Source organism: Roseococcus sp. GW821-FHT12F05 (assembly GCF_058806835.1).
Window position 1 is genome coordinate 40,517 of the sequence record NZ_JBXAQB010000004.1, and the last position, 25,510, is coordinate 66,026.

A 25,510-nucleotide genomic window follows, 5' to 3' on the forward strand; every position below is an offset into this window, starting at 1 on the left:
CGGAGCCGCCACCCTGGACCGGAAAGTATTCAGCCTGCGTTCAGAAATCCGGCGCTGGCGCTATTCGGCCAGGAAGACGCCGACCGGATTGATGACCAGCCGCGACACCCGGCAGATGTCCACGTTGCGCAGCTCGAGCGCGGCACCGTTCGCGGCGACCGCCTTGAAGTCGTGCGGCCCGGGCCGGCCCGTGTCCATGCCGAGCTGCCGCCCGCCCGGAAGCACGCCGTTTCCGAAGCGGTCGGGGCCCCAGGCGTTGGAGCTGGCCGGGCTGAAATAGAACTCGTTGATGGCGACCTGGCTCTGGTTCACCACGGTGAAGCGGGTGTCGCAGGATTGCGCGAGGACGGGCGAAGCCCCGGCCGCCAGCAGGGCGGCGGCGGCGAAGGTGATGCGGCGCAACATGAATGCCTCCTGAATTTTCCATTTTACTTGAGGGCGATGATCGCCCACACGCTGGATATGTCATGGAAATCACGGAATTCTATGGCATTTTCGTGGCGATCGACCCGATTTTTCGGATCTGTTCAGTAAATATGCCAAGTAATACAGTAATTCTGCAATCCTGGGTTGAGAGGATCATCCTTCGTGCCGCCACAGCGGCCCGCGCCAGTGCCAGGCGATCAGCCCCGTCGCCGCCAGCCCGAAGGCGGCATAGAGCGTCGCCGTCGAGGCGAAGCCGATCCGCGCCACGCCGAATCCCGCCCCCAGCAGCCCCAGCGGCAGCCCGTAGATGGACAGCATCCGCAGCCCCATCACGCGGCCGCGGAAGGCCGCCTCCGTCGAGCGCAGCAGCAGCACCGACATCGGGATCATGCAGAAGCTCTGCACGAAGCCGGCGAGGAACAGCATCGCCATCCCCGCCGCCGCCGTGCCGATCTGCGCGAAGACCAGCAGCAGCCCGAACCACAGCCCCGCCGCCGCGAGCATGACCTGCGCCGGCCGCTCGCCCACGCCGCGCAGGCTCACGATCATCGAGCCCGCCAGCGCCCCGCCCGCGAAGGAGGCGACGAGCAGGCCGAGCCCCGTCCGGTCCATGCCGTAGACCTCGCGCGCCACATGCGGCAGCAGCCCGCCCGAGAGCGGATAGGCCGCGAAATTCGCCAGCCAGGCCATCCAGAGCGCCGCCAGCAGCACCGGCGAGCCGCGCGTGTGCGCGATCCCCTCGGCGAGCTCGCGCCAGACAGCCGCCACTGTCGCCGGCGCGGCCTTGGGCCCCGCACGCGGCGGCTCGCGGACGGCGAGCGTCAGCAGCACGGCCGCCAGGTAAAGCGCCACCACCACACCATAGGCCGCACCGATGCCCAGCGTCGCGATGATGCCCGCCCCGGCCAGCGCGCCCACCACGCGCGCCCCGTCCATGCTGGCCCGGCTGATGCCCAGCGCGCCCGCGAGCATGTCCGGCGGCAGGATCGCTGCGACCAGCGTGTTGCGCACGCCGACGTCGGAGGGCCTCACCAGGCCGAGGAAGGCCGCCGCGATCAGCACGGCCGCGGGGCTGAGATTCCCCGTCACGGCGAGGCCCGCGACGCAGCCGGCGACCACGAGGTAGAACAGCCGCATCGCGGCCAGCAGGTTCCGCTGGCCGAGCCGGTCGCCCGCCACGCCGAGCAGCGGGCCGAGCAGCGTGCCGGTGAACTGCAGCGCGCCGAAGGCGGTCAGCCAGACCACCGATTCGGTGGAGACCAGCACGTACCAGCCGAGGATCAGCGTCTCCATCTCGAAGCCCAGCGAGGTCGCGAGGTCCGCCGGCCACTGGAAGCGGAAGTTGCGCTGGGTGAAGGGCGAGCGGCGCGCAGATCTTCGATCGTCGGCGCCGCTCATGAGCGGGCCTGGCAGCCGGGCATCTCGTTTCCTCTCCGCGGGCGCCATCGAGAGGGCGCCGTCGCCGCCGACTATGGCGGAGCGCGGGGAGGGGCGGGAGCCCCCCGGGCGTCCAGCTCAGCCGCCCTGGACGGCGCGGCGGATCCCGGCGGCGAAGGCCTTCACCGTGAAGCCGGGCGGAAGCGCGTCGATGAAGACGAGGTCAGAGATCGCGTTCCTGACCCGGAGCGGCAGGATCGCCTGATATTCGGACGAGTTGTACCAGGCCGTCGCTGCGGCCCGGTCGGGAAATTCCATCAGCACGACGGCGCCCGGCCAGGCGCCCTCGACGACGTCGGCCGGGCCCTGGGCGAGCCACTTGCCGCCATGCGGCGCGACCGTCGCCTCCACCTGCTCGAGATAGCTCAGCGCCTCGCCGTTCGGCACGTCGCCGGGGATGCGCAGGTGGTTGATGAGATAGGTCTTCATGAGGGATGTTCCTTGGGGCCGTGGACCGTCACGCCAGCGCGGCGAGCTGCGTCTTCTCGAAGGGTAGCAGCTCGTCCAGCCGTCCCTCGCGCACCTTCCGGGCCCAGATCGGGTCGGTGATGAGCGCGCGGCCGATGGCGATGAGGTCGAACTCGTCCGCCGCCATCCGGCGCACGAGGTCATCGAGGCTTCCCACCGGCGCTCCCAGCGACGGGCCGCGCAGCTGCTCCACGAAGTCGCCGCCCGCGAGGCCGACAGAGCCCACGGAGATGGCCGGCTTGCCCGTGATCTTCTTCGTCCATCCCGCCAGGTTGAGGTCGGATCCCTCGAATTCCGGCACCCAGAAGCGGCGCGTGGAGGCGTGGAAGATGTCCACCCCCGCCTCGCTCAGCGGGGCGAGCACGCGCTCCAGCTCGGCCGGCGTCGCGGCGAAGCGCGTGCCGTAGTCCTGCAGCTTCCATTGCGAGTAGCGGAAGATCAGCGGGAAGTCCGGGCCGACCGCCGCCCGGACGGCGCGGATGATGTCGGTGGCGAAGCGTGTGCGCCCGACGGCGTCGCCGCCATAGGCATCCGTGCGCGGATTGGTGCCGGACCACAGGAACTGGTCGATCAGGTAGCCGTGCGCGCCATGCAGCTCCACGGCATCGAAGCCGATCCGTTGCGCCGCCGCCGCTGCCTTGGCGAAGGCCTCGATGGTATCGGCGATGTCGGCGTCGCTCATGGCCCGCGAGGCCTCGTGCGAAGGGGCGGGGCCCTCCGAGGGCGCATCCGGATGCGGACCCACCCCCGCCGCACGGGCGACGCCCTGGTGCCAGAGCTGCGGCGCGATGCTGCCGCCGGCCGCATGGACCGCGGACACGACCCGGCCCCATGCTTCCAGGCTCGCGGGGTCATGGAAGTTCGGGATCGACGCATCGTTCGAGGCGGCCTTGCGGTCGATGGTCGTCCCTTCCGTGATGATGAGGCCGACGCCGCCTTCCGTCCGGCGCTGGTAGTAGCGGACGACCTCCTCGCTCGGCATGCCGCCGGGGCTTTTCCGGCGTGTCATGGGCGCCATGACGATGCGGTTCGGCAGGTCGAGCTGCCCGAGCCGGAACGGGCGGAAGAGCGGGGCGGTGTCCATGGCGATGTCCTCGGCGGAAGTGTTTCAGAGAAGCGCCAGCAGCTTGCGCATGGCCGTCGGCAGACTGCGTTCCGCCTCGGCGAGCGTCGCGCGGTCGCCCCAATTGGGCAACACCTGCACCCCGGCGGCCATGACGCGCATCGTCAGGTCGCGATGCGTGAAGCCGTGCTGCGCAATGCCGGGGCGCGGTTTCCAGGTGAGGCCAGGCAGGGGAGCATGGGCCAGCGCCTCCTCGTCCTTCCAGGGCGTCGCCCGCCAGGGCGTCCCGGGCAGCCCGAGCATGCCGCCGAGCAGCCCGGTCTCCGGGCGGCGGACCAGCAGCAGCCGGCCGGCCGGATCCGTCACCGCGAAATGCACCCCGTGCAGGGCGGTTCGCGCGGCCTTCGGCGTCTTGCGCGGCAGCGTCGCCGCGATGCCCTTGGCCGCGCCCCGGCAATCCGCCCGCCAGGGGCAGAGCACGCAGGCCGGGCTGCGCGGCGTGCAGATGGTGGCGCCGAGATCGAACAGGGCCTGCGCGAAATCGCCCGGCCGCGCGCGCACCGCCTCCTGCTCGGCAAATCCCTGCGCCAGCCGCCCCAGTTCCGGCTTTGCGCCGGGCAGGGGAGCCTCCACCGCGAAGAGGCGCGACACCACCCGCTCCACATTGCCGTCCAGCGGCACCACCGGCTCGCCCAGGGCGATCGCGCCGACCGCCGCCGCGGTGTAGGGCCCCACCCCCGGCAGCGCCCGCCACCCCGCCGAGTCGGCCGGAAACCCGCCCGCCGCGATCGCCTTGGCCGCGGCATGCAGGTTGCGCGCCCGGGCGTAGTAGCCGAGGCCGGCCCATTCCTCCGCCAGCTCGCCCCAATCCGCCGCCGCCAGCGCCTGCACGTCGGGGAATCGCGCCAGGAAGCGGGCATAGCGCGGCCCCACGGCGGCGACGGTCGTCTGTTGCAGCATGACCTCGCTCACCCAGATGCGGTAAGGGTCGACCTGACCGCGCCAGCCGAGGCGCCTCGCGGAGCGGTCGTACCAGGCGAGCAGTTCGGCGGCGGAGGGGTGCGGCATTGGCGAAGAAGGAGATGGTCCTGCCGCCGCTGTCCAGCGGGCTCCGCGATCTCGCCGCGCTCATCCCGCGCCAGACCCGCCCGGCCTTCCGCAAGCGCAGCCCGGATTCCGCGCAGATCATGGCCGACTGGCCCATCATCGTGGGCCCGGCGACGGGCGCCATGGCCGAGCCGGTGCGCCTCTCCGCCGGCACGCTGACCCTGGCCTGCACCGGCCCCGCCGCGATGGAGCTCGGCATGGCCGCGCCCGCCATCCTGGAGCGGATCAACTCCCATCTCGGCCGCATCGCCGTCCGCAAGCTGGCCTTCGTCCAGCGCCCGCCGCGTCCCGAACCGCCGCGCCCGTCCCGCCCGGTCCCCGGCCCGATCCCGGCCCGCGTCGCCACCGGCCTGGACGCCGTGCCCGGGGAGGAGCTGCGGGCGGCGCTGGAGCGGCTGGCGAAGGGCGTCTTCGCCCGCAAGCCATGAGCGGCTTTCCGCGCGCCGCTCTGGTCGCCGCCTTGCTGGCCAGCCTGCCGTCCCAGGCGACCGAGCTGCGCGAGCCCCGGCTGCTGCTCGCCGCCCCGCAGCCCGCCAGTGCCTGCGGCAGCGGCCGCGCCGCCGCGCTGGTCCTGCGCGAAAGCCGCCGCCCGGATGTCGGCCCCTATGCCGTCACGCTCGCCGGCTACGGCCAGGGCAACGATCCCAGCGCCGACCGCTACGCGCCCTATCTGCTGCGCCTCGATCCCGGCACCACCACGCGGATCGCGCTGCGCAACGCGCTGCCGGGAGAGGCCGCCAACCTCCACACCCACGGCCTCTTCACCTCGCCGCGCAATGCGCCGCCCTGCGACCTCGGCGACTATTCCCTCTTCGCCGGCCCGGCGCTCGGGCGCGTGGACTACCGGATCGGCCTGCCCGCGACGCTGCCCGGCGCCGCCCAGGGCAGCGGCCGCCCGACCATCCCTTATCCGCCCGGCCTCGCCTGGTTCCACGCCCATGTGCACGGCATCGCACGGGACCAGGTGACCTCCGGCATGGCCGGGCTGATCACCGTGGGCGATCCGCGCGCGATCCTCCCGCCCGCGCTGCGTCCCCTCACCGACGTGCGGCACCTCGCCCTGCGCGACATCCAGCTCAGCGTCCCCGACTGTCCCGCCACCGGCTTCCTCCAGGACGGCCGCCGCTGCGAGCCCGGGGCCTTGCTGCCCGGCGCCCTGCGCGACGGCGCGGCGATCCCCGCGAGCTTCGACATCCCCGGTGCCGACGACCCGCGCTGGGACCCCGGCCTCTGTGGCGACTTCGACCCCGGCCATCCCGGACTGGCGCCCGAGGGCAGCCTCCTCGGCGACGGCTTCTGCGCCCGCCCGCAGGAGGGGATGTCGCGCCATTCCGTCTGGCTCTTCACCGTGAACGGCCAGTGGATGCCCGACATCACGCTCCGCCCCGGCCGCTACACGCTGCTGCGCGTCGCCAACCTCTCCGCCAACGTGACCCATACGCTGGAGACGGGCGAGCCGATGCGCGTCCTCGCCCTGGACGGCGCGCTGGGCGGCGAGCCCGCGCCCGCCGGTCCCGGCGTGGTTGCGAACCGCATCCTCATGCTGCCTGGCGCCCGCGCGGAGATCCTGATGGGCGGCGCCAGCCCGGCGCGGCGTCTGACGCTCAGGACCGCCGGCCTCGCCACGGCGCGCGAGCGCGACGCGGACGGCGAGCTGCAAGGCGATGTCTGGCCCGCTCTGGCGCTGGCCCGGATCGTCATTCCTGCCCAGGCGGCCCCGCCGCCCCCTTGGCCGGCCGCCTCGCGCCCTGCCGAACCCGCGCCCGTCATCGGGCCGGTGCCGCTTCCCGCCGTGATCGCCGAGGGCTGCTCCGTCCTCCCGCCGGATACCGGGGCGCATCAATGGCGCCGCCGTGTCATCGTGGACCGGACGCGGGGCGAGGAGGGTGAGCGCTTCCTCATTGGCCAGGAGGTGGTGGACCAGGATGGCCGCCCCTATGCGCCGGCCCCGGGCGACGACCCCGCCATCGGCCGCTCCTGGCCGCCCGAGCCCTGGAATCCGCCGTCCGGCAGCTCCGCCGGCCAGCACGCGCCGCCGGACCGCCTGATCTGCCCCGTGCGCGGCCGCGGCGAGGTCTGGGAGATGGTGAGCCCCGGCCAGGAGCTGCACAACCTGCACATCCATCAGGGCAGCTTCCGCCTCGCCCGCGCCGGCGATCCCGGCGCGCCGCCCGGCCTGACGCCGCAGGCGGCCATGACCGATCCCGCAGGATTGCTGGGCGACCTCCAGCGTCCCGAGGCCGCCTCCGCGCTGGTCTGGCACGACAGCCTGCCCATCGCGCCGCGCGCCGGCGGCGTTCCGGGGCGGACCTTCATCTACCTGCCCTTCGCCGCCGAGGTGCAGGAGGGCCTCTACCCCGTGCACTGCCACATCCTCGAGCATGAGGACAAAGGCATGATCGCCGCCGTCAGGGTGCTGCCGCCCGCGCCGGCCGGCCGCGCCGCCGCGGCTCTCGACGCGGATGCGATCCTGGCCGCCCTGCTCGACCCCCAGGGCCGGCTGCCGGCAACCTGCCTCGTGCCCTGACGCCCTGGCCCGCTCTGCCCAGGGCGTGTATGCCCGGAAAGGGTGATACGTTCCGGCGCATGAGTGGAACGCCCGGGACCTGGGAGGCAAGGCACTGCCGGAGCGAGCGAAGTGACGGCTGGTGAGGCAGGGAGCGCGGCCGGGGCCGCCTGGCTGGACAGGCTCGAGGCGGAGGCCATCCACATCCTGCGCGAGACCGTCGCCGAGGCGCGGCGGCCGGTCATGCTGTTCAGCGCCGGCAAGGATTCGGCGGTGATGCTGCACCTCGCCCGCAAGGCCTTCTTCCCGGCACCACCGCCCTTTCCGCTGCTGCACGTGGACACGACCTGGAAGTTCCGCGCGATGTACGAGATGCGTGACCGCGCCGCCGCGGAGGCCGGCATGCCGCTCCTCGTCCACCGCAATCCCGAGGCGCTGGCCCGCGGCATCAACCCCTTCGAGCACGGCGCTGTTCACACGGACATGTGGAAGACCGAGGGGCTGCGCCAGGCGCTCGACGTCAACGGCTTCGACGCGGCCTTCGGCGGCGCGCGCCGCGACGAGGAGCGCAGCCGCGCCAAGGAGCGCATCTTCTCGCTGCGCACGGCCAGCCACCGCTGGGACCCCAAGCGCCAGCGCCCGGAGCTCTGGCGCCTCTACAACGCGCGCACGGCGCCGGGCGAGAGCCTGCGCGTCTTTCCGCTCTCGAACTGGACCGAGCTCGACGTCTGGCAATACATCGCCCGCGAGGGCATCGCCGTGGCTCCGCTCTACTTCGCCGCCCCCCGGCCGACGGTGATCCGCGACGGCATGATCCTCGCCGTGGACGACGACCGCTTTCCGCTCGCGCCCGGCGAGGCGCCGGTGATGCGCAGGGTCCGCTTCCGCACCCTCGGCTGCTACCCGCTCACCGCCGCGATCGAGAGCACGGCGGATTCGGTCGCGGCGATCCTCGCCGAGCTACGCGCCTCCCGCACCTCGGAGCGCGAGGGCCGCGCCATTGACCGCGAGGCCACGGCCGGCCTCGAGAGCCGCAAGCAGGAGGGCTACTTCTGATGCGGACCCTGCTGCGCTTCATCGCCTGCGGCAGCGTGGACGACGGCAAGTCCACGCTGATCGGCCGCCTGCTGCACGACACCGGCTCGGTCCCGGAGGACCAGCTCGCCGCCGCCCGCGCCGAATCCCGTCGCGCCGGCCATGCGGAGCTCGACCTCTCCCTGCTGACCGACGGCCTTGCCGCCGAGCGCGAGCAAGGCATCACCATCGACGTCGCCTACCGCTTCTTCTCGACGCCGGCGCGCAGCTTCATCGTCGCCGACGCGCCGGGGCACGAGCAGTATACCCGCAACATGGTCACCGGCGCCTCCACAGCCGACCTTGCGCTCATCGTGGTCGACGCGCGCAAGGGCGTGCTGCCGCAGACCCGCCGGCACGGCTACCTCGCGAAGCTGCTCGGCGTCCGGCATTTCGTCCTCGCCGTGACCAAGATGGACCTGGTGGGCGAGGACCAGGCGGTCTTCGACGCGATCGCCGCCGATTACGCCGGTATTGCCGAAGGGCTGGGACTTCCGGCCGCCATGGCGATTCCTCTCTCCGGTTGGCGCGGCGACAATGTGGCGCGGGCCTCCGATCGCATGTCCTGGTATGCCGGGCCGACGCTGATCGGCCATCTGGAGCAGGTCGAGCCGGAAGCCGATCCCGGCTATGCCCAGCCCTTCGCCATGCCGGTGCAATGGGTCAACCGCGCCCGGCCCGGCTTCCGCGGCCTCGCCGGCACTGTGGCGCGCGGCGCCGCCCGCCCCGGCGATCGCGTGCGCCTGCTGCCCTCCGGCAGCACGACCACCATCTCCCGCATCCTCACCCTGGACGGCGACCTCGATGCGGCCGGGCAGGGGCAGGCGGTCACCCTGACCCTCGCCGACGAGGTGGAATGCGGCCGTGGCGAGGTCATCTGTGCCGCCGAGGACCCACTGGAGGTCTCCGACCAGTTCGAGGCCACGCTGGTCTGGATGGCCGAGGAGCCGATGCTCCCCGGCCGCTCCTACTGGCTCAAGCTGGGCTGCTCCACGGTCTCCGCGACCGTCACCACGCTCCGGCACGAGGTCGGGCTGGCGACGCTGGAGAAGAAGGCCGCCCGCAGCCTCGCGATGAACGCGATCGGCGTTGTGAACATCGCGCTCGACCGCCCGCTGCCCTTCGCGCCCTATGCGGAGAGCCGCGACCTCGGCGGCTTCCTGCTCATCGACCGAGCGACGGAGCAGACGCTGGGCGCCGGCATGATCCGCTTCGCCCTGCGCCGCTCGCACAACCTGCACTGGCAGGCCGTGGAGGTGACGCCCGCCGCCCATGCGGCCCAGAAGGGGCAGCGGCCCCTGCTGCTCTGGTTCACCGGCCTCTCGGGCGCGGGAAAATCCACCGTCGCCAATCTGGTGGAGAAGCGGCTCTTCGCCCTCGGCCGGCACAGCTTCCTGCTGGACGGCGACAACCTGCGGCACGGGCTGAACCGCGACCTCGGCTTCACCGATGCCGACCGCGCCGAAAACATCCGGCGCGTGGGCGAGGTGGCGAAGCTCATGACCGAGGCCGGGCTCATCGTCCTGGCCGCCTTCATCTCCCCCTTCCGCGCCGAGCGCGACGCGGTGCGCCGGCTGCTGCCCGAGGGCGCCTTCGTCGAGATCCATGTCGACACGCCGCTGGAGGAGGCCGCCCGGCGCGACACCAAGGGCCTCTACCGCAAGGCGCAGGCGGGGCTGATCCGCAACTTCACCGGCATCGACTCCCCCTACGAGGCTCCGCTCGACCCGGAGATCCGGATCGACACGACGACGACTTCCGCGGAGGCGGCGGCGGAGCGGATCGTGGCGCTCTGCCTCGCGCGGGAAGGGGGCTGACGGGGCGCGTCCCGCCCATCCCGAGTTCGGCCCGGACGAACCCGCCGCCGGCATGCTAGGCTGCCGGGAAGCCAGGGAGAAGAAGACGAGACAATGACCCCGGACCCGCCAGGCCCCGATCGCGTGCCTCCGCCTTCAAGTGTGCTCGATACTGCGCTTCAGGTCGGACTGGTGGCCTTGCTGGTCTACGCCAGCAGCCGGATCATACTGCCCTTCACGAGCCTGCTGCTGTGGTCGGTGATCCTGGCGGTGGTGCTGTATCCGCTTCATCTCCGGCTGACCCTCTGGCTCGGCAATCGCTGGTCGGCGCTGCTGATCGGGCTGGTCGGCGTCGTGGTGATGCTGGTGCCGATGCTCGTGGTGGTGACGTCGCTCGGAAACTCCATCATCTCGCTGGTCTCGAGCCTGCAGACCCACGGCCTGACCGTGCCGCCGCCGCCCGCAAGGCTGGCCGAGTTCCCGCTGGTCGGCCAGAAGATCACGGAGGCCTGGACGCTCGTCGCCACCAACGTGCCGGAGGCGCTGGCCAGGTACCGCCCGATGCTGAGCGCGCCTGCGGCATGGCTCCTCTCCTTCGCCGGCGGCCTGGTCGCCGGCGAGCTGTCCTTCCTCCTGTCCTTCGTGATCGCCGCCGTGCTGATCGCCTATGGCGAGGGCGCCGCCGACTTCGCCCGGCGCCTGCTGGAGCGCGTCACCCACAGCGAGGCGCGCGGGATCCGGCTGGTGGCGCTGACCGCAGCCACCATCCGCGGCGTTGCGCTGGGCATTGTCGGCGTGGCGGCGATCCAGTCGCTGCTCGTCGGGATCGGCTTCTTCGCGATCGGCCTCCCGGCAGCCGGCCTCTGGACGCTCGCGACGCTGCTGCTGGCGATCGTGCAGGTGCCGGCGATCCTACTGACGCTGCCCGTCATCGGCTATGTCTTCGCGACGGAGGCGACGACGCCGGCGATCGTGTTCATGGTCTGGACCCTCGTCGCGGGGCTCAGCGACAATGTCCTCAAGCCCTTGATGCTCGGACGCGGGCTGGACGTCCCGATGCCGGTCATCCTGATCGGCGTCATCGGCGGCATGGTCGCCGAAGGCCTTCTCGGCCTGTTCCTGGGCCCCGTGCTGCTGGCAGTCGGCTACGCGCTGCTCGCCGAATGGCTGCGGCAGCACCCGGCCGGCGGTGGGCCGCGGATCGGGGATCCTCCGCCGCGATCATGATTCCTGCCCGGGGCCCGCCGGAAATACCAACCTCCCCCGTTGGCCTCCCCGCTGGCCGCCGCGATGCCCGCCTTGCGGCCGTCGCCCGACCTCTTCGGGGGTTTGGGCCGCGGTTTCCCGACCGGGCGAAACTGGACATCCCCGCCCCCCTACGCCAGATGATGTCCCACCATCCAGCCGGAGCAGGCCTCATGCCGCAGCTTTCCCGTCGGTCCCTCGGCGTCCTCGCCGCCGCCACCCCCAGTCTCGCGTTCGCCCAGAACGCCGACCCGCGCCTCGGGCCGCGCTCCATTGGCCGCGCCGACGCGCCGGTGACGGTCATCGAGTTCTTCTCGCTCACCTGCGGCCATTGCGCCGCCTTCCACAATACCAACTGGGCCCGCGTGAAGGCCGAGCTGGTGGACACCGGCCGCATCCGCTTCGTCTGGCGCGACTTTCCCCTGGACGGCATCGCGCTGGCCGCCGCCTGCGTCGCCCGCTCGCTGCCCGAGGAGCGCTACGGCGCCTTCATCGGCACGCTCTTCCAGACGCAGGACCGCTGGGCCTTCCAGCAGGGCCGCCAGATGGAGGAGCTGGCCCGCCTGGCCGCGCTGGCCGGCATGGACCGCAAGGGCTTCGACGCGGTCGCCGCCGACGAGGGCCTGCGCCGCGGCATCCTGGAGCAGCGCATGGAGGCCGAGCGCGAGTTCCGCATCAGCGCCACGCCGAGCTTCGCCTTCAACGGCCGGATGCAGTCGGGCAACATGCCCTTCGACCAGTTCGTCCAGCTGGTGCAGCAAGCGCCCAAATCTTGACGGAATCCACACCGGCCCCCTCTACTCTAGCAATGGCCGGTGAGGAGATCGCGCCGCTCCCCGAGGCGCGGCGCCTCACGGCCACGCTGACGGGACTGCGCGTCGCGGGCTTCAAGTCCTTCGCCGAGCCCGTGCAGGTCCCCGTCCTGCCGGGCCTCACCGGCATCGTCGGGCCCAATGGCTGCGGCAAGTCCAATGTCGTGGAGGCGCTGCGCTGGGCCATGGGCGAGAGCTCGGCCCGCTCGCTGCGCGGCGGCGAGATGGACGACATCATCTTCGCCGGCACTGCCACGCGTCCAGCGCGCAACCTCGCCGAGGTGGTGCTGAGCCTCGAGGACGCCGAGGGCGTCGCTCCCGCGCCCATGGACCAGGCGGCCGAGCTGGAGGTGATCCGGCGCATCGATCGCGGCTCGGGCAGCACCTACCGCATCAACGGCCGCGAGGTTCGCGCGCGCGACGTGCAGACCATGTTCGCCGACCTCGCCAGCGGCCCGCGCGCCTCGGGCATGGTGAGCCAGGGAAGGGTGGCGGCGCTGATCGGCGCCAAGCCGGAGGAGCGCCGCGGCGTGCTGGAGGAAGCCGCCGGCATCGCCGGCCTGCGCGCCCGCCGGCACGAGGCGGAGCTGAAGCTGCGCCAGGCCGAGACCAATCTGTCCCGCAGCGAGGATCTGCTGGCCCAGCTCGGCGTGCAGCAGGAGGGGCTGAAGAAGCAGGCGCGGCAGGCCATCCGCTATCGCAGCATTTCCGGCCTCGTGCGCGAGGCGGAGGGCGACTGGTTCGCCATCCTCGTTGCCCGCGCCGAGACGGCGATCGAGGCGGCGCGCGAGGCGCTGGCGGGAAGGGCGCAGGCCCTGGCCCTGGCGGAATCCGCGGCCGACGAGGCCCGCCGGCTCGCCGAGGCCGCCTTTGCCGCCATCGAGGCGCCGCGCGCCGAGGAGGGCGTGGCCCGGACGCTGCTGGAACGCCGCCGCGTGGAGGCGGAGAACCTCGCCGCCGAGGCGGATCGCGCGCAGGCCGTGCTCGCCGAGGCCGAGGCCGCGCTGACCCAGCTCCTCGCCGACCTGGAGGATGCCCGCTCCGTCGAGGCCGATGCCCGGGCCGCTGAAACCCGGGCCCAGCGCGAGGCGGCCGGCCTGGCCTCGGCCGAGGCGCAGATCCCCGCCCGCATCGAGGCCGCCGAGGCCGAGGCGCGCGGGCTGGACGGCGAGCTCTCCGGCGCCGAGACCCGCACGGAGGCGGCGACCGAGGCGGCCGCCGCGCTGGCCGCCCGCGCCAACCAGATCGCCGCCGAGCTGGCCTTCGCCGACCAGCGCCATCGCCGCGTGCAGGACCAGCTGGCGCAGCTCGCCGCCCAGCGCGCCGCCGCCGAGGCGCAGGCGCTGCCCGAATCCGCGCTGGAGGCGGCCGACGCCAGGCTCCGCGACGCCGAGACGGCGCTGGAGACGGCCCGCACCGAATTCGAATCCGCCGAGCGCCGCCGCGCGGAAGCCGCCAGCCGCGCCACCGCTGCGCGCGACGCGGCTCGCGCCGCCGAGATCGAGCGTGGCGCCGCCGAGCGCGCCCGTGGGGCCGCCGCGCAGCGCCTGCAATCTGCCCGCCAGCGCGAAGAGGCCGCGCTGCGCGCCGCGCCCCCCGCGCCCGATGCCGCGGCCCTGCCCGAGGCGCGCGCCGCCGCCGAAGCTGCCGCGACCGCGCTCCGCGAGGCCGAGACGGCCCTGACCGCCGCCCGGCAGGCCCGCGAAGCCGCGCAGGAGCGGGCCACCGCCGCCCGCGCCGCCGAGGCCGAGGCCCGCGCTGCCGAATCCCGGCTCCAGGCCGAGCTCCAGGGCCTCCGCGCCGCCGCCGGCGACTCGGCCGAGGCCGACCCCATTGCCCGGACCCTGACCATCCCCGAGGGCCTTGAAGCCGCGTTGGGCGCCGCGCTGGGCGAGGGGCTGGAGGGCGGGCGAGGGACCGGCACCAATCGCTTCTGGCGCACCCTGCCGCCGCTCGGCGGCGCGTCGCTGCCCGAAGGGGCGCAGCCCCTCGCCGGGCTGGTCGGCGCGCCGGAGGAGCTGGGGCGTGCCCTCTCGCAGATCGGCCTCGTCGAGGACGGTGCCGCGCTCCAGGCCGCGCTGCTGCCTGGCCAGGCGCTGGTATCCCGCGCGGGCTCGCTGTGGCGATGGGACGGCTATGTGCAGGCGCCCGGCGCGGCCAAGGCCGGCGCGGCGCGGCTGCAGAACCTCGCCCGGCTGCGGCAGGCCGAGGCGAGGCTGGCGGAGGCGGCGCCCGCCGCCCGCACCGCCGAAGCCGCCCGCGCCGAGGCCGCCGCCGCCGAGACCGCCGCGCAATCCGCCGAGGTCACAGCCCGCCGCGCCCGCGATGCCGCCGAGCCGGCCGCCCAGCGCGCCACCGCCCGCGCCGCCGAGCTCACGGCCCGCCACGAGGCCGCCGAGCGCCGTCTCGCCGAGCATCGCGCCCAGGCCACCCGCCTTGCCGAGGAGCGCGCCGAGGCCGAGGCCGCGCTCGCCGAGGCCGAGGCGCTGCTCGCCGCCACCCCCGCCATCACCGGCTTCCAGACCGAGGCGGAGGAGGCGACCCGCGCGCAATCCGCCGAATCCGCCGCCCGCGAGGCCCGCCGCCAGGCCGAATCCGCGCTCGCCGCCGCCCGCGCCGAGCAGGCGTCCCTCCGCAGCCGCAACGCCGCCGCCGTGGCGCAGATCGCGGCCCTCGCCCCCCAGCAGGAGCGCGTCGGCGCCGAGGCCACCGAATCCGGCGAGGCGCTGGAGCGCGCCCGCGCCGCCCGTGCCGCGCTGCCGGACCTCGCCGCCGCGCGGGCCGAGGTGGACAATGCCCGCCTCGCGCTGGCCGGCATCCGCACCCGCGCCGCCGAGGCCCGGGGAAAGGTGCTGGCGCTGCAGGGCGAGCGCGACAGCCTCGCCGCCCGCCGCGAATCCGCCATCGCCGAGCGCGCCGCCTGGGCGCAGCGCCTCGCCGATGCCGCCACGCGCCTTGCCGCCCTCGAAGCCCGCCGCGACGAGGCGACCTCCCGCCGCGACGAGGCCCGGCGCCTGCCGGAGCGTGTCGCCGAGGCGCAGGCCGAGGCCATCCGCCGCCTGGAGGCGGCCGAGGCTGCGCATGCCGCTGCCCGCGCGGCCCTCGACCTCGCCGAATCCCGCGCTCGCGCCCGCGACGAGACCCGCCGTACCGCCGAGGCCGCCTTCGTCGCCGCCCGCGAATCCGCGCTGCGGGCCGAGGCCGCCAGCGAATCCGCGACGCAGGCCGGCGCCGCGCTCGCGGCCCGCATCGCCGAGCGCTTCGGCGAGGCCCCCGAGCTCCCCGAGCCGCCGCAGGACGTCTCCGACGCCGCCGAGGAGCGCGCCCGCCGCCGCGCCGAGCGCCTCGCCCGCGAGCGCGAGGAGATGGGTCCCGTGAACCTCCGCGCCGAGACCGAACTGGAGGAGCTGGAGGCCCGCATTGCCCAGATCACCGCCGATCGCGAGGAGGTGACCTCGGCCATCGCCAAGCTGCGCGGCTCGATCGGCCACCTGAACCGCGAGGCCCGCGAGCGTCTGCGCGCCACCTTCGACCAGGTGGACCGCGAGTTCCGGCAGCTCTTCGGCAAGCTCTTCGGCGGGGGCAGGGCGCATCTGGCGCTGGTGGGCAGCGAGGACCCGCTCGAAGCCGGCCTCGAGATCTACGCCGAGCCGCCGGGCAAGAAACTCTCGGCGCTGTCGCTGCTCTCGGGCGGCGAGCAGGCGCTGACCGCACTCTCGCTGGTCTTCGCCGTCTTCCGCTGCCACCCCGCGCCGGTCTGCGTGCTGGACGAGGTGGACGCGCCGCTCGACGACGCGAATGTGGAACGGCTGTGTGACCTTCTGGACACCATGTCGGGCACCGGCACGCGCTTCCTGGTCGTCACCCACCACGCGCTCACCATGGCGCGGATGAACCGCCTCTTCGGCGTCACGATGCAGGAGCGCGGGGTGTCGCGGCTGCTGTCGGTCGACCTCGGCGAGGCCGTGGCGATGGCCGAAGGATAGCGGTTAGCGCCGCAAACTTGCGCCCTCCGCGACGCGCCGTCGAAACGATCGCCCCATTCGCCCGTTTCCCGCGTTCATGTCAGCGTTTCAGCGGGTTCATGCGCTTGACAGTCATGCACCGCCGCCATAGAGGCAGCCTCGCCTTCCGGCGGCAACAAAAGCAGGGAAGGAGCCTATGGTGGACGAGCGCAAATCCTTCGAGACGCGCCTCAAGGCCGCGCGGGACCGACAAGGTCTCGACAGGCCCGAGGCCTCGAATTCCGCGCTGCCTTCCACCTGGGGGTTCGGTCTACGGGCCGGCGTGGAGGTCGTCTCCGCGCTGATTGTCGGAGTGGGGCTCGGCCTCATGCTCGACAGATGGCTCGGCACCTGGCCCTGGCTCTTCCTGGTGATGTTCTGCCTGGGGGCCGCCGCGGGGGTGCTGAATGTCTATCGGCTGTTCACTCCCCGATCCGGTGCGCGCAAGGACTAGGTTCGAAGAGGTGCCGGGTGGCCGTTGAAGGGAATTCGATCGACGCGCTCAGCCAGTTCGAGCTGGGCACCGTCGGCGGCGCGATCGGGGCCTCGGTCGGCTTCACGCAATCCAACCTGCACATGCTCATCGCCGGCGCGCTGATCGTGCTGATGATGATCCTCGGCATGCGCCCGCGCGCCATCGTCCCCGGCCGCTTCCAGAGCCTGGCCGAGAGCGCCTACGGCTTCATCGACGACATGGTGGTCAGCCAGGTCGGCCCCGAAGGCCGCCGCTTCTTCCCCTTCGTCTTCACGCTCTTCATGTTCATCCTCTTCGGCAACATGCTGGGGCTGTTCCCCTACGCCTTCACCTATACCAGCCACATCAGCATGACCTTCACCATGGCGGCGATCGTCTTCGTGCTGATCACGGTGGTGGCGATCGCGCTGCACGGCACACATTTCTTCGGCTACTTCTTCCCCGAGGGCGCGCCGCTCTGGCTGGCGCCCATCATCATCCCGGTCGAGATCGTCTCCTACCTCTCGCGCCCGATCAGCCTCAGCATCCGTCTCTTCGCGAACATGGTCGCGGGTCACGTGATGCTGAAGGTCTTCGCCACCTTCGTGGTGATGCTGGCCGGCCTCGGCGCCGTGGGACCGTTCCTCTCCATCATGCCGCTCGCGATCAACGTCGTGCTGGTCGGCTTCGAAGTGCTGGTCGCGTTCCTGCAGGCCTATGTGTTCGCGATCCTCACCTGCATCTACCTCCACGACGCCGTGCACCTGCACTGAGCGCTCGCCGGAACACACCAGCTTTCAGCTCAACGGAAGGACTAAGACCATGGAAGTTGCTGCCGCCAAGGCTCTCGGAGCCGGCATTGCCGTCATCGCGCTGTTCGGCGTCGGCCTCGGCATCGGGAACATCTTCTCCTCGCTGATCACCAGCGTGGCGCGTAACCCCGCCGCCCGCGACGCCGTCTTCCCGATCGGCATTCTCGGCTTCGCCCTGACGGAAGCCGTGGCGCTCTTCGCGCTGCTGATCGCCTTCCTCATCCTGTTCGCCTGAGGCCGCCGGGCCGGGGCCCCGCGCCCCGGCCTCGCCGTCCTTTCAGCCTCAGGAACACCGCCATGCCGCAGCTCGATTTCGCCAATCCGCTGATGATGAGCAAGCTGGTCTGGCTGCTCATCATCTTCGGCATCCTCTACTACGTGCTGAAGACCTACGCGCTGCCGCAGGTGGCTTCCGTCCTCGATGAGCGCGCTGCGCGCATCGCGGCCGACCTGAACGCCGCGCGCGACGCGCAGGCCGCCGGAGAGGCCGCCCTGGCCGAGCTGCGTGCCTCCACCGCCGCCGCGCGGGCCGAGGCCCAGGCCGCGATCTCCGCCGCCATGGTCGAGGCCCAGGCCGCGGCCGCGAAGCAGGCGGCCGAGATCAACGAGCGCCTTTCGGCCCAGGTCGCCCAGGCCGAGGCGCAGGTCCGCGCCGCGCGGGACCAGGCGATGGGCGCGCTGCGCGAGGTCGCCGGCGAGACGGCGACGGCCATGCTGGCGCGCCTCCACGTCGCCGCCCCCGCCAATGACGTGGCCGCCGCCGTGGACCGTGCCGCCAGCCAGGGAGCGGTCTGATGCACGCCCATCATTACGAGCACTTCTACCTCGACCCGAAGTTCTGGGTCGCGATCAGCTTCGTCATCTTCGTCGCGCTGTTCGGCAAGCTTGCCTGGACCAAGGCGACACAGATGCTCGACGCCCGCGGCGCCCGCATCAAGGCCGAGCTCGAGGAGGCCAGCCGCCTCCGCGCCGAGGCCGAGGCGATGATGGCCGCTGCCCGCAAGGAGCGCGAGCAGGCCATCAAGGATGCCGCCGCCATGCTGGAGCGCGCCAAGGCCGAGGCCGTGCGCGTCGCGACCGCCGCCAAGGCGGAAGCCGAGGCTTCCGCCCGCCGCCGCGAGCGCATGGCCATGGACCGCATCGCCGCCGCCGAGGCGAGCGCCGTGACCGAGGTCCGCAACGCCGCCGCCGAGATCGCGACGTCGGCGGTGCGCGAGATCATCGCGCAGAAGCACGATGCCTCGGCCGACGCGCCCTTCATCGACGCGGCCATCTCCAGCCTGCCGACGGCCTTCAAGGCCGCCTGATCCATCCTTGCGCCGGGCGGCGGGGCGGTCTATCTCCGTCGCGAGACGGGGATGGAGTTCCCCGAAACCGCCCGCCAGGGCTGATGACTCCTACCGCAGCCAGAAGGCGGTAGGGGTGCGTCCCGAGACCCACCCGCCGCTAGGCGGGTTTTTTCATGCCCGCCGCTCAAGCGGATGACCAAAGGCGCGAGGGTGCCGGAGGTCCGGATTCCGCGACCGAAAGGAAGAAGGAGCGAGCATGTCGTTCACCACCTGCCTGCTGGTCATGATCGGCGGCGCCCTCGGCACCCTGGCCCGTTACGTCGTCTCCGTGCTGGCGCTGCCGATCAGCCGCGAGCTGCCCTGGGGCACCATCGCGATCAACGTCACCGGCTCCTTCGTCATCGGCTTCTTCGGCACGCTGACCCTGGCCGATGGGCGCTATCCGCTGTCCGAGAACATGCGCCTCTTCGTGATGATCGGCCTGTGCGGCGGCTACACCACCTTCTCCTCCTTCAGCCTCCAGACGCTGGACCTGCTGCGGAGCGGGGCGATGCTGCGGGCCGCGATCAACGTTGCGGCCTCGGTTGTGCTCTGCGTGGGCGCGGTCGCGATCGGCCATGCCGTCGCGGCGCAGCTCAACGGCGGCGCCGCCCAGGTCGCGCAGATCGCAATCGAGGAAGAGGGCTGAGCTAGACTAGGCCGCCACCCAGCTCTTCCGCTCGCCGGCATAGGCCGGGCCGGGATTCCCGCTGACGGTCGTGCGCCACATGATCCGCCACTCCTTCTCCGCGTCGAACCAGGTCGCGGCATGGATGAGGCAGCGGTTGTCCCAGATCACCAGGTCGCCCGCCGTCCATTCGTGGGCGTAGACGAAGTCCGGCTGCGTCATGTGGGCCATCAGCTCCATCAGCAGCCCGCCGCCTTCGCCGTCCGGCCCGGGCTCCATCCCGAGGATGGGGCCCTCCAGCCAGTCCATCTGCCCGAACTCGCAGAGGTAGAGTGCGCGCCGCCCGGTCACGGGATGCACCCGCACCACCGGCTGCCGCTGCGGCCGCTCGTGCGGCTGCAGCTCGCGCGGCGGCTCGCCCGCGAGCACCGCCTGCCGCGTCCGGTTGGCGCGCGAGCCGACATGCAGCCCTTCCAGCCCCTCGATCCGGGCCTTCATCGCGGGCGGGAGCGCGTCATAGGCCGCGGTGCCGTCGGCGAAGAGCGTCTGCCCCTGGCCCTGAGGCACCGGCAGCACCGCGAGGAAGAGCGAGATGTCCGGTGGCGGGCGGCGGTAGCTCTGGTCGGTGTGCCAGCCGCGCCGGTGCGGGAACTGCACGGGGAGCTTGCCGTCGGCGGTGAGCGGCGGATCGGGCAGCCGCGGCGGCGCCTTGCTGGCGGGCGGCGTGTTGGAGACGACGAAGATCTCGGGCACCGTCGGATGCACGAGGTTCAGGGCCATGCCGGTCTCGCGGTAGTTCTCCACCTCGGGCCCGAAGATCCGGCTGAGGCGCAGCAGCAGCGCCGGATCGTCGGCCATCGCGCCCAGGCCCGGGAGCAGCAGCAGGCCGCGCGCCTCGGCCAGCAGGGCGGGCAGGGCGTCCGGGTCTTGCTCGGCGGCCCGCACGGCCGCAACGGCGCCGCCGGCGAAGCGGAGCGCCGCGCCGAAGCCGTTCTTCGTCAGATGCCGTTCGATCCCGAAGGCGTCGCTCATGGGGCAGGCCTCGTTGTTTGCGCGGACAGGCTAGGAAGCGGGCCGCCGCCGGTCAATTTGAGACGGCCCCGTTACGGATCGGCGCAGGAGAAACTCTCTGCCGCGCCCGGGTCGCCGCCTCCGTGCCGTGCCACCTGCGGCCAGGGGCAGGCGGGGCGGCTGAAGCGCGGCTCGGCACTGCGCGTCATGAGGAGCGAGGCCGGGGCCTCTCCGCGCTCCACCCAGGCCTCCAGCGCCGAGAGCGGATCGAAGCCGGTCTCGTTGATGCCGGGGCCGGCGCTGCCGAGCCCGCAATGGTCGAAGCCCGGGATCATGAAGAGCCGCGCGTTCCGCGCCATCGCCTCGCGCCCGCCGGCGGCCTCCGTCGCGGCCTCGAACCACTGCACCGTGCGCTCGGGCGTCACGATGGCGTCCGCCCAGCCGTGATAGACGATCAGCCGTCCATTGCGCGCGCGGAAGCGCGAGAGGTCGGTGCTCGTGGCGTCGTAGAAGGGGGACATGAGCGCGAGCCGCGCGGGGTCGCGGTCGAAGTCGAACTGGTGGAGCTCGTAGCTGTCGCCCGGATCCTCCCGGAAGCCCATGTAGCGGAGGTAGTCGCGCGCGAAGAGCGGGTTCAGCGGCGGGTTCTGCGCCGTGCCGGCGAGCCAGACCGGCCAGTAGGGCTCCGAGCCCAGCGGGATGCCGCCCGGATAGAGCTGCCGCCCGGCGCTGTCGCGCGGGCCCTGGTACCAGGCGCGCAGCACCCCGACCTCGGCGCCGCTCAGGCATTGCGCGGGATCCGATCCCTCGCGGCATTGCAGGACGGCGGGATCGAAGCGGCAGGCGCGCGGGTTGGAGACCAGCCCGTCGCGCAGCCCGTCCGCGGGATCGCAGGCCTCACTCACCGCGCGGCTGATCAGCGGCACCTTGGCGGGGTCGAGGATGCGCCGCCCCTCGGCGTCCATGTTCGCCCTTCCGGTCCAGGCGAGGAAGGTCCCGGCCAGCTGCGTCTCGTCCAGTGCCGGCGAGCCGGCGATGATGCCGTCGAAATCGTCCGGGAAGCGCTGCGCCTCCATCAGCCCCTGCCGCCCGCCGGTGGAGCATCCCGCGAAGTAGGAGCGCTCGGCCCGCCGCCCGTAATAGGCCGCGACCAGCGCGCGGGAGGCGCGCGTGACCTCGGGGATGGCGCGCGTGCCCCAGTCGATCTCGGCGAGGCGGTTGTTCCAGGCGAAGCGCGCGTCGGTGGCGCTGGAGCCCCAGTGGCCGGCATCGGTGGTGGCCGCGGCGTAGCCGCGCCGGAGCCCGTAATTCATCGCATTGGTGAAGTTCGGCCGCTCGGAGAGTACCTGCCCGCAGAAGCCGCCGCAGCCCACCATGTAGAACTTGCCGTTCCAGCCGGAGACCGGCAGCCGCAGCTCGAAGTTGATCGCGGGCCTGATATAGCCGAGCACGCGGCAATGGGCGGGCAGCCCGTCCTCGCGCGCCGGCACCGCCGTCGCGGAGAGCAGGTTCGTGTCGGTGATGGCGAGGCCGGCAAGCGCGCGGCATTCCGCGTCGGTGGGCGCCGTATTGAGGGGCGCCGTCTGGGCCCGCGCGCCCCCGGCCAGGAGGAGGCACGCGGCCGCAGCCAGGATGAGCCTGTCGATCATGTCCGTTCCCCTCGACGGCGCCTTCGCGGGCGCCCTTGGGGCAGCATAGCGGGGAAGGGAAGCGCTTTCGACGGCGGTTCGCGTCCTTCCGGCGCTATCTCAGCTGCGCCACCAGCTCCTCCGCGCCCTTCTCGATGCCCGTCCGCGCCGCGGCCAGCGCGCCCATGCTGGCGGGGATGTTGTAGGCGTTGGGATACTGCTTGGCGACGAAGGCCTCAAGCAGACGATCGGCGGCGGCATCGTGGATCTCGACCGCGTAGCTCACCGAGCCCGTGAAGATGCCCTCGCCGCCGCGCAGGGCCTGGACCCCGTTGTAGATGCCGCCGCTGAGGTCGAAGCGGGTGAGGGTGCTGAGCAGGGGCGTGTTGGTGGCCGCGCCGGTCAGCGTGAGCCGGATGCGGAGCGTGCCGGGCCGCGGATCGGTGGTCAGCCCGAAGCGCTGGCCCAGCGCCTGCGCGAAGCGGGTCTGCATGTAGCGGGCCAGCTCCGTCTTCTCCCCTTCGGTCATCTCGCCGAACTGGTGGTCCGCGCCGCGGTAGATCGCGACGGGCTCGACGATGACCCGCCTGTAGCTCTGCCAGTCCACCGGCGTGGCGTAGCGGAAGGGGATGCGCCCCGTCCTGTCGCGCGGGTTGGGCGCGAGCTGCGCGGAGGAGGCGATGCCGGAATAGGCGACCGGGTCGGCCGTGCCGCAGGCGGCGAGAAGGGCGCAGAGCGCCACGGCCGCCGGGAGGCGCGCCAGGAGGGGGCTGCACATATGGGTCTCCGTTCGGGGTCAGGTGGAAAGGGCTGCCACCAGCCGGGCCACTTCGCCGGCCGAGGCGCATGCCGCGTTGAGGTTGAGGGGAAGGCGCCGGCTCCATCCCGCGGCGCCGCCGAAGGCCGTCACGAGCCGGATCGCCAGGGTGCCGGGCCACGGGAGGCCGGCCGTCCCCGGTGGGGTACCGAGGGCCCGCGGGCATGACGCGCCGGTTCCGCCGATGCCGCGATACCCGCCCGGAAACGAAGCCAGCCTCGGCATGGTGCGAGGATCCCTGCACCGCATCCGGCCCCATGTCGGCTGCGTGGAGGCATATAAAAACCGACCAGTCGGTTTGTAAATAGGAAAATGCAGAACCCCGCGACAGGCCTTCGCCTCGCCGAGAGAAAGTGCCGCTAGCGCGCCTTCCTCTTCTTCGGCGCCTCGCTGCCGGGGCGCGGGGTCCATTGCGCGTCGTCCAGCAGCCGGTCGAACAGCCGCTCCCGCTCCGCCGGGGGCAGCGGGCTGAGGCCGAAGAGCGAGGAGAGCGCCAGGCCCTGCGCGGCCGCCCAGCGCAGCAGCGCGAGGTCCGGGTCTGAGGCCTCCGCCTTGATCGCCTCCAGCCGCGCCGCGTCGCCGTCCCGGGTGATGGAGAGAAGGTTCGGCTCCTGCGCCACCGCGCCGAGGATGGCCAGCGCGACGGGCTGCGAGCTGGCCACGGCCTCGCGCAGCGTCGCGATCTGCACGGCGAGCTGCGGCTGCGGCAACGTGCCCGCATGCTCCTCCAGGTAGCGGCGGGAGAAGGCCTCGAAATGCGCGACCTGGTGCTCCAGCAGCGCCTTCAGCACGGCCTCCTTCGTGTGGAACTGGTGCATCAGCGCACCCTTGCTCATGCCGCTCTCGCGCGCGATGGCGTCGAGCGTCAGCCGGCCGGCGCCGTCGCGGGCGATGATGGCGAGCGCCGCCTGGATGGCGGCGGCGCGGGTCCGCTCGGAACGGGTGGTGTTGTCCATGCTCGGTCCCCGGGGTGGAGTCGTGGGCGGCGTTGCCGCCTGAATAGGCTTCGGCACGAAAAAAGACAGGCGGGTCGGTTTCGGCCGCCGCGAGGCCGGGAATCCGCTGTTTCCGCTCCCTCGACGCCCCTGAGACGCAGGTCTAGCCTCCGCGGGCACGAAAGCTCGGGAGACACCCAATGATCCGAAACTTCCTCGCCGCGGGATTGCTCGCGGCCAGCCTGGCGCTGCCTGCCCCCTTTGGAGTGACTGGGGCGGCCACCTTCCGCTGGGCCAATGACGGCGACGTCAATTCCATGGATCCCTACACGCGGTCCGAGACCTTCCTCCTCACCTTCAACGCCAACATCTACGAGCCGCTGATCCGGCGTAATCCCGAGCTCCGCCTCGAGCCCGCGCTGGCCGAGCGCTGGGAGCAGACGGACCCGCTGACCTGGACCTTCCATCTGCGGCGCGGCGTGAAGTTCTCCGACGGCACGCCCTTCACCGCGGCCGACGTGGTCTACTCGATCGCCCGCGCCCGCGGCCCCGGCTCCAACATCCAGGCCTATTTCGCCACCGTCGCCGAGGTGACCGCGCCTGACGACTTCACCGTCGTCGTCAAGACCCGCGCGCCGAACCCGATCTTTCCCGAGGAGATCACCAGCTTCGGCATCATGAGCAAGGCCTGGCTGGAATCGCACAACGCCCAGCGCGTGGCCGACCTCACCTCGCGCGAGGAGAACTTCGCCACCCGCAACGCCATGGGCACCGGCCCCTTCGTGCTTGTCTCCCGCGAGCCCGACCGTCGCACCGTGCTGGCCCGGAATCCCAACTGGTGGGACACGCCGGCCCACAACCTCGACCGGATCGAGTTCAACGTCATCGCCAATGACGCGACGCGCGTGGCGGCCCTGCTCTCGAACGAGGTAGACATGATCTACACCGTTCCGCCGCAGGACATGGACCGCATCGGCCGCACCAACGGGCTGCGGATCATCCAGAACGCCGAGCTGCGCACCATCTACCTCGGCCTGGACCAGAGCCGCGCGGAATTGCTGAAGAGCGACGTGCGCGGACGAAACCCGTTCCAGGACGTGCGCGTTCGACGGGCGATGTACCAGGCCATCGACATCGAGGCGATCCGCACGCGCGTCATGCGCGGCCAGGCACGGCCGACCGGCCAGATCTTCGGCCCGGGCGTGAACGGCTTCCTGGAGGCCAACGACCGCCGCCTGCCGCTCGACGTCGACGGCGCCAAGCGCCTGCTGGCCGAGGCCGGCTACCCGAACGGCTTCGGCGTCACCCTGGACTGCCCGAACGACCGCTACGTGAACGACGAGGGGATCTGCACGGCCGTCGTCGCCATGCTGGCCCGCATCGGCGTCCGCGTGACGCTGGCCGCCCAGACCCGCGTGCGCTTCTTCGCCGAGGTGAACGCGCCGCGCTTCAACACGAGCTTCTACCTGCTGGGATGGACGCCCAACACCTATGACGCCCACAACGCGCTGTTCAACCTGGCCGGCACCCGTGACGGCACGCGCGGCGTGTTCAACAACGGGGGCTACTCCAACCCGGCGCTGGACACGCTGATCGAGCAGATCGGCGTCGAGACCGTCCCGGCCCGGCGGCAGGAGCTGATCACCCAGGCGTCGAACATCATCCGCGACGACGTGGCCTATATCCCGCTGCACCAGCAGCAGGTGGTCTGGGCCGCGCGGAGCACGGTCCAGCTTCGGCAGCAGGCGGATAACGGCTTCCCGCTGCGGCTGGTGCGTGTCGGGAACTGACCCGGCCCCCGGAGGCGCCTCCCCGTGGGCGCTTCCGGAATCATGGACCGCGATCCCCCGAGCCGGGGCGCGGTCCAGGACTTCCCGGGAAGGGCGACCTGCCACCGCTGCGGATCGCGCTTCCATGTGCCGCCTCGCTTGACATGACGGATTCCATGCCTCTGATTGG

At 72.4% G+C, this 25,510-nt stretch carries 23 protein-coding genes and 1 riboswitch; of the genes, 14 read left to right on the plus strand and 9 right to left on the minus strand.

The genetic code is table 11. The features are described 5' to 3' along the window. Positions 1 to 60: 60 nt before the first annotated feature. The 5 genes from AC1ROY_RS12050 to AC1ROY_RS12070 all read right to left on the minus strand — a co-directional run bounded on the left by AC1ROY_RS12050 (position 61) and on the right by AC1ROY_RS12070 (position 4,462). The gene (locus tag AC1ROY_RS12050; RefSeq protein ID WP_493149066.1) at positions 61 to 405 is read right to left on the minus strand and encodes a hypothetical protein; all 345 of its coding nucleotides are present in this window, start codon (positions 403 to 405) and stop codon (positions 61 to 63) included. Positions 406 to 579: 174 nt separating this feature from the next. Then, positions 580 to 1,824 (minus strand): MFS transporter, encoded by a 1,245-nt coding sequence (locus AC1ROY_RS12055; protein ID WP_493149067.1) that lies wholly within the window; start codon positions 1,822 to 1,824, stop codon positions 580 to 582. A 117-nt stretch (positions 1,825 to 1,941) separates the two neighbouring features. After that, positions 1,942 to 2,292 (minus strand): DUF1330 domain-containing protein, encoded by a 351-nt coding sequence (locus AC1ROY_RS12060; RefSeq protein ID WP_493149068.1) that lies wholly within the window; start codon positions 2,290 to 2,292, stop codon positions 1,942 to 1,944. 28 nt (positions 2,293 to 2,320) lie between these two features. Continuing rightward, a complete protein-coding gene (locus AC1ROY_RS12065) occupies positions 2,321 to 3,415 on the minus strand; it encodes an NADH:flavin oxidoreductase (protein WP_493149069.1) in 1,095 nt (364 codons plus the stop codon). 24 nt (positions 3,416 to 3,439) lie between these two features. Then, positions 3,440 to 4,462, minus strand: a complete 1,023-nt coding sequence (locus AC1ROY_RS12070) for an A/G-specific adenine glycosylase (RefSeq protein WP_493149070.1) — start codon at positions 4,460 to 4,462, stop codon at positions 3,440 to 3,442. Here AC1ROY_RS12070 and AC1ROY_RS12075 point away from each other — a divergent pair. The 13 genes from AC1ROY_RS12075 to crcB all read left to right on the plus strand — a co-directional run bounded on the left by AC1ROY_RS12075 (position 4,462) and on the right by crcB (position 19,181). After that, positions 4,462 to 4,929, plus strand: a complete 468-nt coding sequence (locus AC1ROY_RS12075; RefSeq protein WP_493149071.1) for a DUF721 domain-containing protein — start codon at positions 4,462 to 4,464, stop codon at positions 4,927 to 4,929. The two genes, AC1ROY_RS12070 and AC1ROY_RS12075, sit on opposite strands and share 1 nt — an antisense overlap. Further along, positions 4,926 to 7,028: a multicopper oxidase domain-containing protein gene (locus AC1ROY_RS12080; RefSeq protein WP_493149072.1), complete on the plus strand. Its 2,103-nt coding sequence runs from the start codon at positions 4,926 to 4,928 to the stop codon at positions 7,026 to 7,028. The genes AC1ROY_RS12075 and AC1ROY_RS12080 overlap by 4 nt, the downstream gene beginning before the upstream one ends. A gap of 111 nt (positions 7,029 to 7,139) precedes the next feature. Beyond that, a complete protein-coding gene (gene cysD / locus AC1ROY_RS12085; protein ID WP_493149073.1) occupies positions 7,140 to 8,063 on the plus strand; it encodes a sulfate adenylyltransferase subunit CysD in 924 nt (307 codons plus the stop codon). Then, positions 8,063 to 9,898: an adenylyl-sulfate kinase gene (cysC, locus tag AC1ROY_RS12090; RefSeq protein ID WP_493149074.1), complete on the plus strand. Its 1,836-nt coding sequence runs from the start codon at positions 8,063 to 8,065 to the stop codon at positions 9,896 to 9,898. The genes cysD and cysC overlap by 1 nt, the downstream gene beginning before the upstream one ends. Positions 9,899 to 10,069: 171 nt before the next feature. Then, positions 10,070 to 11,104, plus strand: a complete 1,035-nt coding sequence (locus tag AC1ROY_RS12095; RefSeq protein WP_493149075.1) for an AI-2E family transporter — start codon at positions 10,070 to 10,072, stop codon at positions 11,102 to 11,104. A 191-nt stretch (positions 11,105 to 11,295) separates the two neighbouring features. Further along, a complete protein-coding gene (locus tag AC1ROY_RS12100) occupies positions 11,296 to 11,898 on the plus strand; it encodes a thioredoxin domain-containing protein (protein ID WP_493149076.1) in 603 nt (200 codons plus the stop codon). Between the two features lie 32 nt (positions 11,899 to 11,930). Next, positions 11,931 to 15,920, plus strand: coding sequence for a chromosome segregation SMC family protein (locus AC1ROY_RS12105; RefSeq protein WP_493149077.1), 3,990 nt, complete (start codon positions 11,931 to 11,933; stop codon positions 15,918 to 15,920). 178 nt (positions 15,921 to 16,098) lie between these two features. After that, positions 16,099 to 16,392, plus strand: coding sequence for an AtpZ/AtpI family protein (locus AC1ROY_RS12110; RefSeq protein WP_493149078.1), 294 nt, complete (start codon positions 16,099 to 16,101; stop codon positions 16,390 to 16,392). Positions 16,393 to 16,409: 17 nt separating this feature from the next. After that, a complete protein-coding gene (locus AC1ROY_RS12115) occupies positions 16,410 to 17,165 on the plus strand; it encodes a F0F1 ATP synthase subunit A (protein WP_493149079.1) in 756 nt (251 codons plus the stop codon). 49 nt (positions 17,166 to 17,214) lie between these two features. Beyond that, on the plus strand, positions 17,215 to 17,439 hold the full coding sequence (locus AC1ROY_RS12120) for an ATP synthase subunit C family protein (RefSeq protein ID WP_131546781.1): 225 nt from the start codon (positions 17,215 to 17,217) through the stop codon (positions 17,437 to 17,439). Between the two features lie 62 nt (positions 17,440 to 17,501). Continuing rightward, the gene (locus AC1ROY_RS12125) at positions 17,502 to 17,999 is read left to right on the plus strand and encodes a F0F1 ATP synthase subunit B (protein WP_493149080.1); all 498 of its coding nucleotides are present in this window, start codon (positions 17,502 to 17,504) and stop codon (positions 17,997 to 17,999) included. Further along, positions 17,999 to 18,511 carry a F0F1 ATP synthase subunit B gene (locus AC1ROY_RS12130; protein WP_493149081.1) on the plus strand — a complete coding sequence of 171 codons (513 nt, stop codon included), beginning with the start codon at positions 17,999 to 18,001 and terminating at the stop codon, positions 18,509 to 18,511. Before AC1ROY_RS12125 ends, AC1ROY_RS12130 begins: the two co-directional genes overlap by 1 nt. A 38-nt stretch (positions 18,512 to 18,549) precedes the next feature. Next, a riboswitch (Fluoride riboswitch) is annotated at positions 18,550 to 18,611 on the plus strand. Between the two features lie 138 nt (positions 18,612 to 18,749). Continuing rightward, the gene (crcB, locus tag AC1ROY_RS12135; protein WP_493149082.1) at positions 18,750 to 19,181 is read left to right on the plus strand and encodes a fluoride efflux transporter CrcB; all 432 of its coding nucleotides are present in this window, start codon (positions 18,750 to 18,752) and stop codon (positions 19,179 to 19,181) included. A 6-nt stretch (positions 19,182 to 19,187) separates the two neighbouring features. Here the strand turns inward: crcB and AC1ROY_RS12140 are convergent, their stop codons facing one another. The 4 genes from AC1ROY_RS12140 to AC1ROY_RS12155 form a co-directional block, all read right to left on the minus strand. Further along, positions 19,188 to 20,192, minus strand: a complete 1,005-nt coding sequence (locus AC1ROY_RS12140; protein WP_493149083.1) for a TauD/TfdA dioxygenase family protein — start codon at positions 20,190 to 20,192, stop codon at positions 19,188 to 19,190. A gap of 71 nt (positions 20,193 to 20,263) precedes the next feature. Beyond that, positions 20,264 to 21,820: a tannase/feruloyl esterase family alpha/beta hydrolase gene (locus AC1ROY_RS12145; RefSeq protein ID WP_493149084.1), complete on the minus strand. Its 1,557-nt coding sequence runs from the start codon at positions 21,818 to 21,820 to the stop codon at positions 20,264 to 20,266. Positions 21,821 to 21,914: 94 nt separating this feature from the next. Beyond that, complete coding sequence (locus AC1ROY_RS12150; RefSeq protein WP_493149085.1) at positions 21,915 to 22,577, minus strand: DUF3313 domain-containing protein; 663 nt, start codon at positions 22,575 to 22,577, stop codon at positions 21,915 to 21,917. A gap of 398 nt (positions 22,578 to 22,975) precedes the next feature. Then, on the minus strand, positions 22,976 to 23,572 hold the full coding sequence (locus tag AC1ROY_RS12155; RefSeq protein ID WP_493149086.1) for a TetR/AcrR family transcriptional regulator: 597 nt from the start codon (positions 23,570 to 23,572) through the stop codon (positions 22,976 to 22,978). Positions 23,573 to 23,751: 179 nt separating this feature from the next. Between AC1ROY_RS12155 and AC1ROY_RS12160 the strand changes: the two genes are divergently transcribed. Then, entirely contained in the window at positions 23,752 to 25,341 is a 1,590-nt protein-coding gene (locus AC1ROY_RS12160) for an ABC transporter substrate-binding protein (protein ID WP_493149087.1), read from the plus strand. Positions 25,342 to 25,510 lie beyond the last annotated feature (169 nt).